The organism is Kitasatospora sp. NPDC058048, from assembly GCF_042885555.1.
GTDB lineage: Bacteria > Actinomycetota > Actinomycetes > Streptomycetales > Streptomycetaceae > Kitasatospora > Kitasatospora lactacystinica.
Window position 1 is genome coordinate 1 of sequence record NZ_JBHVRT010000078.1, and the last position, 15,104, is coordinate 15,104.

Genomic DNA, 15,104 nt, shown 5'->3' on the forward strand with positions numbered 1-15,104 from the left:
CCGAAGGTCTCGGCCGCCCAGGCGAGGACCTCCTGCGCGGAGGCCTCCTCCAACTCGCGCCCGGCCCGCTCCGCCAACGACGCGTAGTCAGTCGCTGTGCTGCTCATGTGACGTACCCCCGTGGTTGGTCGGTGACAGCAGGCCGAGGAACTTCAACTGGAAGGCGCGGCGGCATCCGTGGCACTCCCAGGCGCCGTGCCCGGCCTCGGAGGGGCGCAGGTCCTCGTCCCCGCAGTAGGGGCAGAAGAAAGGGGCCGCTCGCTCGCTCACGACAGCTGGTCCTCGGTCGCCCGGGCCGCCCACTGGGCGAAGCGCTCGCCCTCGGTGCGGTCGGCCTGGTAGCGGGTCAGCACGCGCTCGACGTAGTCGGGCAGGCCCGCGCTGGTGACCTTGAGGCCGCGGACCTTGCGGCCGAAGCCGGCCTCCAGGCCGAGCGCGCCGCCGAGGTGCACCTGGTAGCCCTCGACCTGCTCGCCGTGCTCGTCGGTGACCAGCTGGCCCTTGAGTCCGATGTCGGCGACCTGGATGCGGGCGCAGGCGTTCGGGCAGCCGTTGATGTTGATGGTCAGCGGCTCGGCGAAGTCCGGCAGGCGCTGCTCCAGCTCGTCGATGAGCGTGCGGCCGCGCTCCTTGGTCTCGACGATGGCGAGCTTGCAGTACTCGATGCCGGTGCAGGCCATGGTGCCGCGGCGGAACGGCGAGGGGGTGACCCGCAGGTCGAGGGCCTCCAGGCCGGCCACCACGGAGTCGACGTGCTCCTCGGCGATGTCGAGGACGATCATCTTCTGCTCGGCGGTGGTGCGCACCCGGTCGCTGCCGTGGGCGGCGGCGAGGTCGGCGATCCGGCCGAGCAGCTTGCCGTCGACCCGGCCGACGCGCGGCGCGAAGCCGATGTAGAACTTCCCGTCCTGCTGCCGGTGGACGCCGACGTGGTCGCGCCAGCGGGCGGCGGGCTCGGCCGGGGCGGGGCCGTCGAGCAGCGGGCGCTCGAGGTACTCGTCCTCCAGTACCCGGCGGAACTTCTCCACGCCCCAGTCGGCGACCAGGAACTTCAGCCGGGCGCGGTTGCGCAGGCGCCGGTAGCCGTAGTCGCGGAAGATGCCGATGACGCCGCCGTAGACGTCGGCGACCTCCTCCAGCGGGACCCACGCGCCCAGCCGCACGCCCAGCTTGGGGTTGGTGGACAGGCCGCCGCCGACCCAGAGGTCGAAGCCGGGGCCGTGCTCGGGGTGGACCACGCCGACGAAGGAGACGTCGTTGATCTCGTGCGCGACGTCGAGCAGCGGGGAGCCGGAGACCGCGCTCTTGAACTTGCGCGGGAGGTTGGAGAAGTCCGGGTTGCCGATGAAGCGGCGCTGGATCTCCTCGATGGCGGGCGTGCCGTCGATGATCTCGTCCTCGGCGATGCCGGCCACCGGGGAACCGAGGATGACGCGCGGGGTGTCGCCGCAGGCCTCGGTGGTGGACAGGCCGACGGCCTCCAGCTTCTGCCAGATCGCCGGGACGTCCTCGATCCGGATCCAGTGGTACTGGATGTTCTGGCGGTCGGTCAGGTCGGCGGTGCCGCGGGCGTACTGCTCGGAGACCTCGGCGATCGCCCGCAGCTGGGGGACGGTCAGCCGGCCGCCGTCGATGCGCACGCGGAGCATGAAGAACTCGGCGTCCAGCTCGTGCGGGTCCAGGATCGCGGTCTTGCCGCCGTCGATGCCCTCCTTGCGCTGGGTGTAGAGCCCCCACCAGCGCATCCGGCCGCGCAGGTCGGCTGGGTCGATCGAGTCGAAGCCCCGGTGCGCGTAGATCGTCTCAATACGTGTCCGCACATTGAGACCGTCGTCGTCCTTCTTGAACTGCTCGTTGGCGTTCAGAGGGGTGTAGTGGCCCATGCCCCACTGGCCCTCGCCGCGGTGGCGGGTCGCCTTGCGGGCCGCTGCGGGACGGCGCTCGGCGGCGCGGTCGGCCGTGGGCTCGACGGTCTCGGAGGAGGTGGCCATGGTGAAGTCCTTCGGGGCAGGTGGCGCTGGCGCCGAATAGGTCGCGGGGCGTGCTCGGCCGTGCGGTGCCGCTCTGACCTGCGGATTTCTCAAGGCCTTGAGGGCAGTGACCGGGACCGGGCGGGCGCCTGCGCATCCGCTGGGACGGGGATGGCGGGGGAGGTCGGCGCCGGGTGCGGTGGTGCGGCGGAGTCGGGCTCAGGTCACCGGACAGATGGCGCTGGACACGCGAAGGAGGTCGACGTGGAGTCGACCTACCAGGGTGGTTCCGGCGCTAGACATGGCAAGAGATTCGCACGGCGCGGGACTCGCGGTCCACTAACATCCGAATACTGGACGCTGAGGTTTCGTCAGGCGAGACATCCGGGCGTTCCCGCCGCTCCCCGCCGGGGCGCCCGGCCACGCGCCCGTACCCCCGGGGAGATCAACCGCGCGGCCCCGGCCCGATACGGTGGGCCCTGTGCAAGCAGCAGGCGATACGAGCAGACCGAACGCCGAGCGGCCCTCCCGGCGAAGGGGCAAGGGCGCGCGGCGGGCGGCGAAACAGGCCACCTGGCGCCGCACGGCGTGGGAGCTGGTCAGGGACACCACCAACACCTGCGTCGAGTACCGGGTCACCGGGCTCGCCGCGGAGGCGGCCTTCTTCACCCTGCTGTCGATCCCGCCGCTGCTGCTCGGGCTGGCCGGCACCCTCGGCTACCTCGACGAGTTCGTCGGCGCGGGCACCATCGCCGGGCTCAAGAAGAGCATCCTCTCGGCCTCCGGGACGGTGCTGTCGGACTCCTCCGTCAACGAGGTCGTGGTCCCGCTGCTGGACGGGGTGTTCGACCGCACCCGGCCCGACCTCGTCTCGATCGGCTTCCTGCTGTCCCTGTGGTCCGGCTCCAGGGCCCTCTACATCTTCATCGACACCATCACCGTCATGTACGGGCTCGACGGCAAGCGGGGCATCGTCAAGACCCGGCTGATGTCGCTCAGCCTCTACTTCGGCGCCCTGGTGATCGGCTCGCTGGTGCTGCCGCTGCTGATGGTCGGTCCGGGGCTGCTGGAGAACGCGGTGCCGGGGGTGTCCGGGCTGGTCGGCGCCCTCTACTGGCCGGTCGCGATCGTGCTGCTGACCGTCTCGCTGACCACCCTCTACCACCTGGCCGTCCCGGTCTCGACCCCGTGGCGCGAGGACATCCCCGGCGCCCTGGTCGCCCTGGTGGTGCTGGTCTTCTGCAGCGTCGGCCTGCGGGTCTACCTGGTCAGCTCGGTCGAGGGCCCCTCGGTGTACGGCTCGCTGGCGGCGCCGGTGGCCGTGCTGCTGTGGATCTTCGTGGTGGCGCTCGCGGTGCTCATCGGCGCCGCGATGAACGCCGCGATAGACCGCCGCTGGCCCACCCTGGAGACCGCCGACGCGCGCGCCGAGAACGAGCGCGCCCACGAGGAGGCGGCCGCCGCCGTGGTCCGCGAGGTCGCCGCCCGGCGGGCCGTCGAACGGGCCCGGCGCGCCCGCGAGCTCGGGCTCGCCGAGGGCGTCGAGGAGGAGTGGGGCGAGGACGAGGGCGAGGACGTCGAGGTGCCCTCCGAGTACCCGGAGCGGTGGGCCGACGTACTGGCCGCCGACAACGTGCGCGGCCGGCTCACCGCCCGCGGCGGGCCGCACCACCGGCCCGGACCGCCACCGCCGGACAGCGACAGGCCGGCCGGGCCGACGCAGGGGGGCGGGCCGGGAACTCCGCCGGGGCCGCCGTCGGGACCTGCTTCCGGACCTGTTTCCGGGGCCGTGTCGGGGCCTGTTTCGGGGCCTGTGTCCGGGCCCGGTTCGGGGCCGCCGCAGGGGCCGCCCGGGCAGCAGCCGCCGGGGTACCCGCCGCGACCGCCCCGGCCGCCGTGGGACCAGCGGTAGGCGGAACGAAACGGCAGGAACGGACAGGGCCTCTCCCGCGGGTGCGGGGGAGGCCCTGCCGCTCTGCCGCTCTGCCGCTCTGGCGGGCGGGCGGGCGTGGGGCGGGCGGGGCCGGCGGACGACGGGTCAGGTGGCGGCCCGGTGCGGTGGGTGGCCGTGGGCGGGGCGCAACTCGGTCACGGCGGAGGGGTCGGCCGTGCCGGGGGCGGCGGGGGACGGGGCCGTCGGGTTCGGGTGCGTCGGGGCCGTCGGGTCCGGGTGCGTCCGGTTCGGGTTTGTGGGGGCCGGGGTCGGGGCCGGGAGCGGCTCGGGGGAGGGCCGGGGCGGGTCCAGGGCGGTGCGCCCGGAGGAGTCGCTCAGCTTGATCAGCAGCGCCACCATCAGCCAGTTCGCCAGCAGCGACGAACCGCCGGCGGCCAGGAACGGCAGGGCCTTGCCGGTCAGCGGGACCAGCCCGCTCACCCCGCCGACCACCACGAACACCTGGAGCGCCAGCGCCGCCGACAGACCGGTGGCCAGCAGCTTGCCGAACGGGTCGGTCAGGCCGATCGCGGTGCGCAGACCGCGCTGGATCAGCAGCACGTAGACCAGCAGGATCGCGGTCGCCCCGGCCAGTCCCAGCTCCTCGCCGATGGTGGTGAAGATGAAGTCGCTGCGCCCGGCGAAGCCGATCAGCCAGGGCCGTCCCGAGCCCAGGCCGGTCCCGGTCATGCCCCCGGTGCCCAGGCTGAACAGCGCCTCGGCGGGCTGCTCGGAGATCGCCTTGTCGTGCACCGGCTTGTAGTAGTCGAGCGGGTGCAGCCAGGCCTCGACGCGGCCGTGCACGTGGGGTTCCACGGTGCCGACCACCGCCGCGCCGCCGACCGCCATCAGCAGGCCGAGCACCACCCAGCTGGTGCGCTCGGTCGCCACGTACAGCATCACGATGAAGATGCCGAAGAAGATCAGCGAGGTGCCCAGGTCGCGTTCGAAGATCAGCACCAGCAGGCTGACCACCCAGATCGCCAGCACCGGGCCGGCGTGCCGTCCGCGCGGCAGGGTGAGCCCCCAGACCTTCCGCCCGGCCAGCGCCAGCGCGTCCCGGGCAGCCATCAGGTACCCCGCGAAGAAGATCGTGATCGCGACCTTCACGAACTCGTCCGGCTCGAAGGAGAGCCCGAACAGCCGGATCCAGCGCTTGGCGCCGAAGCTGTCGCCGGGGGAGAACACCGGCGCCGCCAGCAGGATCAGCGCACCCGCCATCAGCAGGTAGACGTAGCGCTGGAAGAAGCGGTGGTGCTTGACGAGGACGATCAGCGCGAGCGCCACCGCCACCGAGATGAACACCCACATCAGCTGGGAGGGCGCGGCCGGGAGCTTCTGGTAGTCGCCCTTGGCGGCGTGCGCGGCCTTGTAGCTGAAGTCCAGCCGGTCCAGCAGCACCAGCCCGAAGCCGGTCAGGAAGACGCCCAGCGGCAGGATCAGCGGATCGGCGAACGGGGCGAACCGGCGCACCGCCAGGTGGGCCGCCCCGGCCAGCGCGCCCAGCGACAGGCCGTGCACCAGCAGCCCGGGCGGCATCCGGCCGGTGAGCGCCAGGTTCGCGTCGACGTGTCCCGCCAGACAGACGGCCACCGCGAGGGCCAGCAGGCCCAGTTCGATGTTGCGGTGGCGCGCCGCGAGTCGGCGGCCGTCGCCGCGTGCAGTGGTTCGCACCTCTTGTCATCCCCTTGTCGAGCACGTGGCGGGTCTCGCCGACGGCGCATCCTGCCAGACGTTTGTGTCTTCGCCGCGGTTGCCGGAAGGAGCGGGAACAGGGCAGAACTTTGCCCGGGCAAAGCTTTGTTGGGGCTCGGTAAAGCTTTGTTCAGGCGCGGGTATAGAGGCGGGCCCCGGGTGCGGCGGGGCCGTCGCGCGGGGACATCATGGCCGGGCGCCGGGGAGCCCCGGCGCGGGGTGCCCGACCGGCCGGGGACCGCCGGGACGAGCGAGGTGAGCGGGCGGATGAACGCAGTGGTGGGCGGCGCGGCGGTCGGGTCGGTGGGCGGCGCGATGGTCGGGCCGGTGGGCGGGCCGACCGGTGGTCCCGCCCCGGTGCTCGCCTACAGCGGGCCGCCGCCGTGGCGGTGGTCCGACCTGGCGACCTCCTGGACGGCCGAGCCGCTGGTGCTCGTGCTGTCGGTGCTGCTCGGTGTCTGGTACCTGGCGGCGGTGCGCAGGGTCAACCGGGCGGGGAGTGAACGCGCGGGGGGTGAACATGCGGTGGGTGACCGGGCGGCCGCGGGGTCCGGTGACGGGCGGCGCGCGGCCGGGTCCGGCGGGGGGCACTGGCAGCCCACCCGTACCGCCGCGTTCCTCGGCGGGCTGCTGCTGTGGGTCTGGTGCACCTGCTCCGGCCTCGGTGTGTACGACCGGATCCTCTTCACCGACCGGGCCGTGCAGGTCGTGCTGCTGCTGATGGTCGTGCCGCTGCTGCTCGCGCTCGGCGCACCGGTCTCCCTGCTGGTCGAGGCGGCACCGGCGGCCCGGCGGGAACGCGTCCTGCGGGCGCTGCGCAGCCGCCCGTCCAAGGTGCTGATGTTCCCGGCGGTCTCCACCGCGCTGCTGATGGCGCCGCCGTGGCTGCTCTACTTCACGCCCTGGTACGAGTGGTCGGTGTCCAGCGGGATCGGGAACGTGGTGCTGCACCTGGCACTGGTGCTGCTGGGCCTCGCCTACTTCTGGCCGCGTCTGCAGCTCGACCCGGTCGGGCACGAGTACCCCCACCTGGTCGGGCTGTTCATCACCTTCGCCGAGGTGATCTTCGACGCGGGGCTCGGGATCGTGCTGATCTACGGCGGGCACCTGGTCGCCGAGCACTACTACCTGGCGCTCGGGCGGCCGTGGGGCCCGAGCCCGGCGCAGGACCAGACCTGGGGCGGCAACGCGTTCTGGGTGCTGGGGGACCTGGTCGGGCTGCCGTTCCTGGCCGCGCTGGTGCGGCGGATGGTGGTGCAGGGACGGGAGGAGACCGAGGCGGTGGACGCCGAGCTGGACGCCCGCTTCGCGGCGGCCGCCGCGCGGGCGCGGGCGGCGGGAGGGCCGGAGGAGGAGGAGACCGGGATGCGGCCGTGGTGGCTGGACGACCCGAACCTCAAGCACCGGTACGGGGCGTAGCGCGGGTCCCGGCGGGGGTGGTCGAACCGCGGCGGATGCGCGGGGCGGCGGACGGCGGTGCGGTGCGCCGTCTGGCCTTGCAAGGCGGGCCAATTTTGGTCCTCAGAGGCCGCTCTGGCGACCGCTTCCTCGCGTTTCCGCAGGTCAAAAATAGGTTGGCCACAATCCCCCGTCCCGCTAGCGTGTGACACATCCGGTTCGGGGGCCATTGGGCCGCCCGAGGAGTAGAGAGCAGGAGGTGAACCCCGTGGTCGTTGTCGCCCCGATAGCTGCCCAGGGCAGCACTCGCGTTCACCTCCTTTTCCCGGCCGCCGGCTGAGCCCTTCGCGCCAGCCGTAGCCCGCCGGGATCATCTCCTCCCGAAGGGCCACTGCGTTGTTCAACGCTGCCTCCGTTTCGTCGTTCTCTTCTCCCTCCTCTTCCTCCTCTTCGACTTCCGCCGATGCCTCCGCCCTGACCGGCTACGGCTGGACGGCCGAGCTCGCGGAGCTGTTCACCCCGTTCGGCGAGGCCGGGCTGCTCCCGGCCCGGATCGTCCGGGTCGACCGCGGCCAGTGCGACGCCGTCATCGCCGACCCGGAGACGGGCGAGCCGCGCACCGTCCGGTTCGACACCCGGCCGGTGGGCGATGCCGACATGATCAACTGCCCGTGCACGGGCGACTGGGCGGCGGTCGACCTGTACGCCCGGCCGATGGCCTCCGTCGCCGCGCTGCTGCCGCGCTCCACCGCGATCATCCGCAAGGTGGCCGGCAAGCGCTCCGACGGCCAGGTGCTGGCCGCCAACGTCGACACCGTGCTGATCGCCTCCTCGCTCGCGACCGACCCCGACCTCGGACGGATCGAGCGCTTCCTCGCCCTGGCCTGGGAGTCCGGCGCCGACCCGCTGGTCGTCCTCACCAAGGCCGACCTCGTCGACGACGCCGACTTCATCCGGTCCGACGTCGAGGCGGTCGCCCCCGGAGTCACGGTGCTCGTGGTGAGCGCCGAGACCGGCGAGGGCATGGACGTGCTCCGCGCCTGCACCCCCGGCACCACCGCGGTGATCGGCCAGTCCGGCGTCGGCAAGTCCACGCTCACCAACGCGCTGGCCGGGTCCGCGGTGATGACCGTCCAGGAGGCCCGCGAGGTCGACCAGAAGGGCCGCCACACCACGACCACCCGAGAACTGATCCCGCTGTCCGGCGGGGGCGTGCTCATTGACACCCCCGGGCTGCGCGAGGTCGGCCTCTACGGAGGCGAGGGCGTGGACCTGGCCTTCGCCGACATAGCCGAGCTGGCCGAGGACTGCCGCTTCCAGGACTGCGGCCACCACACCGAGCCCGGCTGCGCGGTGCAGGCGGCGCTGGCCGACGGCACCCTGCCGCAGCGCCGAATGGACAGCTACCTCAAGCTCCAGCGCGAGAACGACTGGATCGCCTCGCGCACGGACGCCCGGGTGGCCAAGGCGCGGCTGAAGAAGTGGAAGACGATCACCAAGTCGATGCGAGCCGTGGGAGGTCCGGTGAAGCGCTGAGCCCGGGCACCGGCCGGCCGCCGCGCAACGGCCGCCGGCCGGCCCCCGCCGGGCCCGCCCGGCTCAGCGGAGGTCCGCCACCACGCGGAAGCGCTGCAGGACCACCGGAGTGGTGTCGTCCACGGTGAAACCCGGGTCATCGAGGGCGTCGAGCATCTCCGGGCTGCGCCAGAACCGCTCGTGCACCGCACGCCACTCGGCCACGCTGGTGCACCCCTCGCCCTCGTCCAGGGCGTGCTGGAGGTCGACCTCCGCGAGCGGGACCACCCGGACGTCGGTGGTCTCGATCACGGCGACGCTGCGGCCGTCCGAATCGAGGACCGCGGAGCGCTCACCGGGCAGCGGCAGGGGCTCGCCCTCGTGCTCGTAGTCGGCGATCAGGCCGGTGGCGCTGGTCTTGGCACCGTCGAGGATCGCGGCGACCAGCTGGTCCCGCAGAGGGCCGGGGAACGCGAACTCTGCCGGAGGCAGGGCGACGACGCGCGGGTCGTCCGGGCCGGTGTAGGGCTGCTGCTCGCTCATGCCGCGAGAGTAACGGCGGGGCGCTCGGCGGGCTCGCGAATTTCGGGGCCCCGGGCCGGTGCGGTGGGCCTGCGGGTTGTGGGCCTGCGGGTTGTGGGCCGTGGGCTCACGGTGTGGTGGGTGGTGGGTGGCGGGTGGGTGGGGAGGGGGGAGGGGGAGGGGGGAGGGGAGGCCCCCGAAGCAGCGATCAACGGCGATGTCCGATTCCCGCCAGTCACCCCCCGCCCAGTGCCGCAAACTGGACAACGTGATCGACGACGACATCCGGTACCGAGCCGTGGACAGCCGCGACTCCCGCTTCGACGGGGTCTTCTTCACGGCGGTCACCTCCACCGGCATCTACTGCCGTCCGAGCTGCCCCGCCGTGACCCCCAAGCGCGTCAACTGCGTCTTCTACCCCAGTGCCGCAGCGGCCCAGGGGGCCGGCTTCCGCGCCTGCCGCCGCTGCCGCCCCGACTCCGTGCCGGGCTCGCCCGAGTGGAACCACCGCGCCGACCTGGTCGGCCGCGCGATGCGCCTGATCGGTGACGGCGTGGTGGACCGCGAGGGCGTCGCCGGCCTGGCCGGCCGCCTCGGCTACAGCGCCCGCCAGCTGCAGCGCCAGCTGATCGCCGAGCTCGGCGCCGGCCCGATCGCGCTGGCCCGCGCCCGCCGCGCGCAGACCGCCCGACTGCTCCTCCAGACCACCGAACTGCCCGTCACCGACGTCGCGTTCGCGGCGGGCTTCGCCTCCGTCCGCCAGTTCAACGACACTGTGCGCGAGGTCTACGACCGCACTCCCAGCGGGCTGCGCGCCGAGGTCGCCGCCGGCCGCCGCAGCGCGACCCCGGCCGGCGGCCTCACCCTGCGCCTCGCCTACCGCGGCGCGCTCGACAGCGAGCACCTGATCGACTTTCTCGCCCTGCGCGCCGTCCCCGGCGTGGAGGAGGTCGTCCCCGGCGCGCGGCCCGGTGTGCGCGTGTACCGTCGTACCCTCGCGCTCCCGTACGGCCACGGCATCGCCGAGGTCGACGGCCTGGCGCCGGGCGAGCCGCCCACCCGCGGCTGGCTCGACTGCCGCCTGCTGCTCGCCGACCTGCGTGACCTGCCGACCGCCGTCCAGCGCCTGCGCAACCTCTTCGACCTGGACGCCGACCCGCTCGCGGTCGACGAGCAGCTCGGCGCCGACCCGCTGCTCGGCCTGCTGGTCCGCGAGCGCCCCGGCCTGCGCTCGCCCGGCCACGTGGACCCGCACGAGCTCGCCGTCCGCGCCGTCCTCGGCCAGCAGATCAGCGTCGTCGCCGCCCGCACCCTGGCGGGACGGCTCGCCGAGAAGTACGGCACCGCGCTGCCCGAGCCCAGCGGCGGCCTTCGGCTGCTCTTCCCGACCGCGGCCGCCCTGGCCACCGCCGATCCGGAGGACTTCGCGATGCCGGTCGCCCGCCGCCGCGCGCTCACCGGCCTGTGTGCCGCGCTGGCCGAGGGCGTGGTCCGGCTCGACAGCGGGGTCGACCGGGAGGAGGCCGCGGCCGGCCTGCTGGAGCTGCCCGGCATCGGCCCCTGGACGGTCGGCTACCTGCGGATGCGGGCGATGGCCGACCCCGATGTCTTCCTCCCGAGCGACGTGGGCGTCAAGCACGGCCTGCTCCGTCTCGGCGCCGCCGGGGACCCGAAGTCCGCCGACCGCGCCGCCGAGGCCTGGGCGCCGTGGCGCTCCTACGCCGTCCACCGGCTGTGGGCCGGTCCCGTGAGCACCGGCTCCGCGAGTTCCAGTCCCACGAACACCGGCATCAGCAACGGCAACACCAGTGACACCAGTACCGGAACGGAGAACGGACGAGCATGAGCACCACCGTCTACACCACCATGGAGAGCCCGTTCGGCCGGCTGCTGCTCAGCGGCGTGCTGCCCGAGGAGGGCGGACCGGCCGCGCTGGCCGCGGTCACCGTGCCCGGCCAGAAGTACGCGCTGGCCGAGCCCGCCGACGACTGGGTTCTCGACCCGGAGGCGCTCGCCGAGCCGGTGGCCCAGCTGACCGACTACTTCGCCGGCAAGCGCACCGGCTTCGACCTCCCGCTCGCGCCCGAGGGCACCGAGTTCCGCCGCAGGATCTGGGCGGCACTGGACGAGATCCCGTACGGCGAGACCGTCACGTACGGCGAGCTCGCCGAGCTGGCCGGGCAGGAGCCGCGCATGGTCCGGGCGGTCGGCGGCGCGGTGGGCGCCAACCCGCTGCTGATCGTCCGCCCCTGCCACCGGGTGCTCGGAGCCGGCGGCGCGCTCACCGGCTTCGCCGCCGGCGTGGACCGCAAGCGCTGGCTGCTGGACCTGGAGAGCGGCACCCTGTTCTGACCGCCGGGCGCCGCGAACCTCCGAGCACCCGGCCTCCGAGCACCCGACGTCCGAGCACCCGACGTCCGAGCACCCGACGTCCGAGCGCCGGACCTTCGAGCACCGGACCTTCAAGCACGACAGCCCCGCCGAGCCCGCCACCATCGGGCCCCTACCGCAGAACGCTCAACTCCGCAGTTCCACCCGCCAGTTGTTGCTGCGCATGAGCCGTCCGGGCGGGAACTCGAAGTCCGTCTCGCCGAGCAGTGTGAAGCCGGCCTTCGCGCAGACCGCGTTGGAGGCGGGGTTGTCCACCGAGGGGAAGGCGTGCAGGTGGGGGTGGGCGGCCTCGCGGCGGGCGGCCTCGACCGCCGCTCGGGTCGCGGCGACCGCGATGCCCCGCCCCTGGAAGCCGGGCAGCACGTTCCACCCCATCTCGTGGACGGTCCGGCCCTCCCACGTCCGGGTGCCGTAGCCGACGGTCCCGACGGCCTCGCCCTCGGGCAGCAGCACGATCCGGTACATGCAGCCGAGCCCGGACGGGACGAAGTCCAGGTAGCGCCGGTGCCGTACGAGCAGCTGCTCGGCGCTCTCCGGCCCGCCGACGTGCTTCTTCATCTCCGGCGTGTTGACCCGGCGCAGCAGCGCGAGGTCGTCGTCCGTCCAGGGCTCGATCCGTACCGCTGTGCTGGTCATGCCGGGGACGGTAGCGGCGGGCGAAGGTGGCGGCCAGTGGTTTTCACCCGGTCGCGGGCTCCTGGGCGGGTGCCGGCTCGGGCCCGGTGCCCGGTTGTGCGAGGGCGCGGGCGAGCTGTTCCAGGCCCGGCAGGGCGTTGACGATCGCCGCGCGGTCGGCGGGGTCGAGGGCGCCGAGCGCGGTGGCGATGCGGCGCTCGTGGGCGTGCTGCCAGTCGTCCAGCTGTCGCCGGCCCGCCGGGGTGAGGGCGATCCGGGCGGTGCGTCGGTCGCCGGGGTCGGCCTGGCGGTCCACGAAGCCGGCGTCGAGCAGCTTCCCGACCAGTCCGCTGACGGTGTTGGGCGCGAGCCGCTGCCGTGCGGCCAGCTCGCCGACCCGCAGCGGCGCGGCGGCCAGTGTCTGGAGGAGTTCGACCTGCGCCATCGGCAGGGACTCCCACGGGTAGTCGGTGCGGATGCTGCTGCGCAGCGCGCGGCGCAGCCGGGTGACGGTGTCGGTCAGCTGCCGGGCGTGCTCGACCGCCGGGTCGGGGCCTGCGGTGGCGGGGTCGGGAACGTGTGGTGACGACGGCATGGCGGACAGCGTATCGCCTGGTACGGGGCGGTTCGGCGGCCGGTCGGGGCCCCGGGGCCGTGCCGTGTTGCGGCTCTGTCGCAGGCCCCGCCGCGGGCGTCCGTCCGGCACCGTCCGTACCGTGGGACGCATCCTGTCGTAGAGCGAGCTGCTCGTAGAGAGAACATATCTGTATCCGATATATTCGTACCCATGAACGCCACCGCCCTTGCCTCGCGGCTGCTCACCGAGCGGCCCCGGCCGCGCGGCATAGCCGGCTGGCGCCACGCCCACTGGCTCGCCGTCGGCACGGTCTGTCTCGGCGCCTTCCTCGGCCAGTTGGACGCCAGTGTCATCGCCCTGGTCTTCCCTGCCATCGGCCGCGACTTCGACGCGGGCTTCGCCGCCGTCGAGTGGGTCGCCCTCGCCTACCTGCTGGTCCTGGTCGCCCTGCTGGCCCCGATCGGCTGGCTGTCGGACCTGGTCGGGCGCAAGACGGTGTACATCGGCGGCTTCGCGGTCTTCGGCCTCTCCTCGCTCGGTGCCGGATTCGCCGGCGGCCTCTGGGCCCTGGTCGGCTGCCGCGCCGTCCAGGCGGTGGGCGCCGCGATGATGCAGGCCAACAGCGTCGCCCTGGTCGCGCGGGGCGTCCCCGAGCACGCGATGCGGCGCGCGCTCGGCATCCAGGCCTCCGCCCAGGGCCTCGGCCTGGCGCTCGGGCCCAGCCTCGGCGGGCTGCTGGTCGAACACGCCTCGTGGCGCTGGGTGTTCTGGGTCAATGTGCCGATCGCGGCGTTCGGCATCCTGGCCGGCTGGTTCCTGCTGCCCCGCACCCGGGCGGCGGGCGCCCCGGCCGCCGTACCGGGCCCCCGCCCTGCGAACTCCCCCGGCGGGGAGGCCCACCGCGCCGAGGGCCGTCGAAACGACGCCCACCGCAACGACGCCCACCGCAACGAAGCCCGGCGGACCGCGACCCGGCGGACCGCGACCCGCGACGCCGTCCGCTTCGACCTGCCCGGCCTGCTGCTGCTCACCGGGGCGACCACCTCGCTGCTGCTCGCCCTGTCCACCGCCTCCGGCCTGCCCCTGCCCGGCTGGGCGGTGGCCGCCCTGCTGCTCACCTCCGCCGCGCTGACCCTGGCGCTGGTGCGCCAGGAACGGCGGGCCGCCCGGCCGATCCTGGCGCCCGGGCTGGTCAACACCCCGGGCGTGCGCTCCGGCCTGGCGGTGGGGCTGATCGGCTATCTGCTGCTGTTCTGCCCGCTGGTGCTGGGCCCGGTGCTGCTCACCGGTGCCGGGGTGTCGACGGCCCACGCGGGCCTGGTGATCACCCTGCTGCCCGCCGGGTTCGCGTTCGCCGCGACGGTCGGCGGCGGGCTGCTGCCCCGGGGCTGGTCGGACGTGACCAGGTGCCGCTGGGGTGCGCTGCTCGCGGCCGGCGGGCTGCTGCTGTTCGCCCTGCTGCCGGCCTCGGACGCGGCGGCGGCCCCGCTGCTGATCGCCGGTTACGGGCTGGGTCTGCTGCTGCCCGCCAACAACGCGCTGGTGATGCGGGCGATCCCGGCGCAGTGCTCGGCGGTCGGCGGCGGCATGGTGAACATGGCCCGCAGTCTCGGCACGGCGCTCGGCATGGCGCTGTCCGTCCTCGGTGTCCACCTGGCGGGCGCCGAGTCCGGTGGGCGGACGGTACTGCTCGTCCTCGCCGCCGTCGCCGCGGTGGCGGCGCTGCTCACCCGGCCCGTCCGGTCCTGAGGGGTGCGGGGCCCCGCTACCGCGCGTCGGTACGGGCGTGCGGGGGCCCCGGTGCGTTCAGGGCGTCCTGGGCGCGGTTCAGGCCGCGCCGCACCAGCGTCTCCAGGGCGTCCGCGCAGCGGTCCAACTCACCTGGCATGGCGGCCAGTTCGTCCTCCGAGAACTTCTTCAGCACGAAGTCCCCGACGCTCTGGCCCTTCGGCGGACGTCCGATGCCGAACCGCAGCCTGACGAAGTCCCGGGTGCCGAGCACCTCGCCCACCGAGCGCACCCCGTTGTGGCCGCCGGGGCCGCCGCCGCGCTTGAGCCGGGCGGAGCCGAAGGCGAAGTCCAGGTCGTCCTGCACCACCACCAGCCGCTCGACCGGGACGCCGTGGCGGCGCAGCAGCGCGGCCACCGGGCGGCCGGACAGGTTGATGGACCACCACAGCGGCTTGGCCAGCAGCACCCGGTGGCCGTCGACGGCGATCTCGGCCACCAGGGCGGCGATCCCGCGCCGGCGGAACCGGGCGCCGTGCCGTTCGGCCAGCCGGTCCACGGCGAGGAAGCCCGCGTTGTGCCGGGTGAGCCGGAACCACGGGCCGGGGTTGCCCAGGCCGGCGATCAGCCAGGGGGCGTCGGGGGTCATGCGGGGGTTCTCCGGAGGGGTGGGGGTGGAGGGAAGACGGCGGACGGCCGGGGCGCGGGGGGGGGGGGGGGGGGCCGGCCCCCCCCCCGCCCCCGCGGGGTAAAAAAAAAA

14 protein-coding genes are annotated in these 15,104 nt (G+C 73.9%); 6 read left to right on the forward strand and 8 right to left on the reverse strand.

Going from position 1 to position 15,104, the window contains the following annotated elements:
* Positions 1–87: 87 nt before the first annotated feature.
* From ACFVVA_RS41270 to ACFVVA_RS41280, 3 genes are all read right to left on the reverse strand, one after another.
* Complete coding sequence (locus ACFVVA_RS41270) at positions 88–270, reverse strand: hypothetical protein (protein ID WP_380547841.1); 183 nt, start codon at positions 268–270, stop codon at positions 88–90.
* Complete coding sequence (locus tag ACFVVA_RS41275; protein ID WP_387695846.1) at positions 267–1,991, reverse strand: nitrite/sulfite reductase; 1,725 nt, start codon at positions 1,989–1,991, stop codon at positions 267–269. The genes ACFVVA_RS41270 and ACFVVA_RS41275 overlap by 4 nt, the downstream gene beginning before the upstream one ends.
* A 198-nt stretch (positions 1,992–2,189) precedes the next feature.
* Positions 2,190–2,273: a putative leader peptide gene (locus tag ACFVVA_RS41280; protein WP_318264789.1), complete on the reverse strand. Its 84-nt coding sequence runs from the start codon at positions 2,271–2,273 to the stop codon at positions 2,190–2,192.
* Between the two features lie 178 nt (positions 2,274–2,451).
* Here ACFVVA_RS41280 and ACFVVA_RS41285 point away from each other — a divergent pair, with 178 nt between their 5' ends.
* Positions 2,452–3,882, forward strand: coding sequence for a YihY/virulence factor BrkB family protein (locus ACFVVA_RS41285; RefSeq protein WP_387695847.1), 1,431 nt, complete (start codon positions 2,452–2,454; stop codon positions 3,880–3,882).
* 126 nt (positions 3,883–4,008) lie between these two features.
* On the opposite strand, the gene ACFVVA_RS41290 is transcribed toward ACFVVA_RS41285, so the two are convergent.
* Positions 4,009–5,577 carry an FtsW/RodA/SpoVE family cell cycle protein gene (locus tag ACFVVA_RS41290; RefSeq protein WP_387695848.1) on the reverse strand — a complete coding sequence of 523 codons (1,569 nt, stop codon included), beginning with the start codon at positions 5,575–5,577 and terminating at the stop codon, positions 4,009–4,011.
* 288 nt (positions 5,578–5,865) lie between these two features.
* On the opposite strand from ACFVVA_RS41290, the gene ACFVVA_RS41295 reads away from it, so the two are divergent.
* Together ACFVVA_RS41295 and rsgA are read left to right on the forward strand one after the other, a co-directional pair.
* Entirely contained in the window at positions 5,866–7,017 is a 1,152-nt protein-coding gene (locus ACFVVA_RS41295) for a cytochrome c oxidase assembly protein (RefSeq protein WP_387695849.1), read from the forward strand.
* 375 nt (positions 7,018–7,392) lie between these two features.
* Positions 7,393–8,532, forward strand: a complete 1,140-nt coding sequence (gene rsgA / locus ACFVVA_RS41300; RefSeq protein ID WP_387695850.1) for a ribosome small subunit-dependent GTPase A — start codon at positions 7,393–7,395, stop codon at positions 8,530–8,532.
* A 63-nt stretch (positions 8,533–8,595) separates the two neighbouring features.
* On the opposite strand, the gene ACFVVA_RS41305 is transcribed toward rsgA, so the two are convergent.
* Positions 8,596–9,054: an ASCH domain-containing protein gene (locus ACFVVA_RS41305; protein ID WP_387695851.1), complete on the reverse strand. Its 459-nt coding sequence runs from the start codon at positions 9,052–9,054 to the stop codon at positions 8,596–8,598.
* A 196-nt stretch (positions 9,055–9,250) separates the two neighbouring features.
* Between ACFVVA_RS41305 and ACFVVA_RS41310 the strand changes: the two genes are divergently transcribed.
* On the forward strand, positions 9,251–10,879 hold the full coding sequence (locus ACFVVA_RS41310; RefSeq protein WP_387695853.1) for a DNA-3-methyladenine glycosylase 2 family protein: 1,629 nt from the start codon (positions 9,251–9,253) through the stop codon (positions 10,877–10,879).
* Positions 10,876–11,385, forward strand: a complete 510-nt coding sequence (locus tag ACFVVA_RS41315) for a methylated-DNA--[protein]-cysteine S-methyltransferase (RefSeq protein WP_387695854.1) — start codon at positions 10,876–10,878, stop codon at positions 11,383–11,385. Before ACFVVA_RS41310 ends, ACFVVA_RS41315 begins: the two co-directional genes overlap by 4 nt.
* A 165-nt stretch (positions 11,386–11,550) precedes the next feature.
* Here the strand turns inward: ACFVVA_RS41315 and ACFVVA_RS41320 are convergent, their stop codons facing one another.
* Together ACFVVA_RS41320 and ACFVVA_RS41325 are read right to left on the reverse strand one after the other, a co-directional pair.
* Positions 11,551–12,060 (reverse strand): GNAT family N-acetyltransferase, encoded by a 510-nt coding sequence (locus ACFVVA_RS41320; protein WP_387695855.1) that lies wholly within the window; start codon positions 12,058–12,060, stop codon positions 11,551–11,553.
* 43 nt (positions 12,061–12,103) lie between these two features.
* Positions 12,104–12,634, reverse strand: a complete 531-nt coding sequence (locus tag ACFVVA_RS41325) for a MarR family winged helix-turn-helix transcriptional regulator (RefSeq protein ID WP_387695857.1) — start codon at positions 12,632–12,634, stop codon at positions 12,104–12,106.
* A 192-nt stretch (positions 12,635–12,826) separates the two neighbouring features.
* Between ACFVVA_RS41325 and ACFVVA_RS41330 the strand changes: the two genes are divergently transcribed.
* Complete coding sequence (locus tag ACFVVA_RS41330) at positions 12,827–14,365, forward strand: MFS transporter (protein ID WP_387695858.1); 1,539 nt, start codon at positions 12,827–12,829, stop codon at positions 14,363–14,365.
* A 16-nt stretch (positions 14,366–14,381) separates the two neighbouring features.
* Here the strand turns inward: ACFVVA_RS41330 and pth are convergent, their stop codons facing one another.
* Positions 14,382–14,993, reverse strand: coding sequence for an aminoacyl-tRNA hydrolase (gene pth, locus ACFVVA_RS41335; protein ID WP_387695859.1), 612 nt, complete (start codon positions 14,991–14,993; stop codon positions 14,382–14,384).
* Positions 14,994–15,104 lie beyond the last annotated feature (111 nt).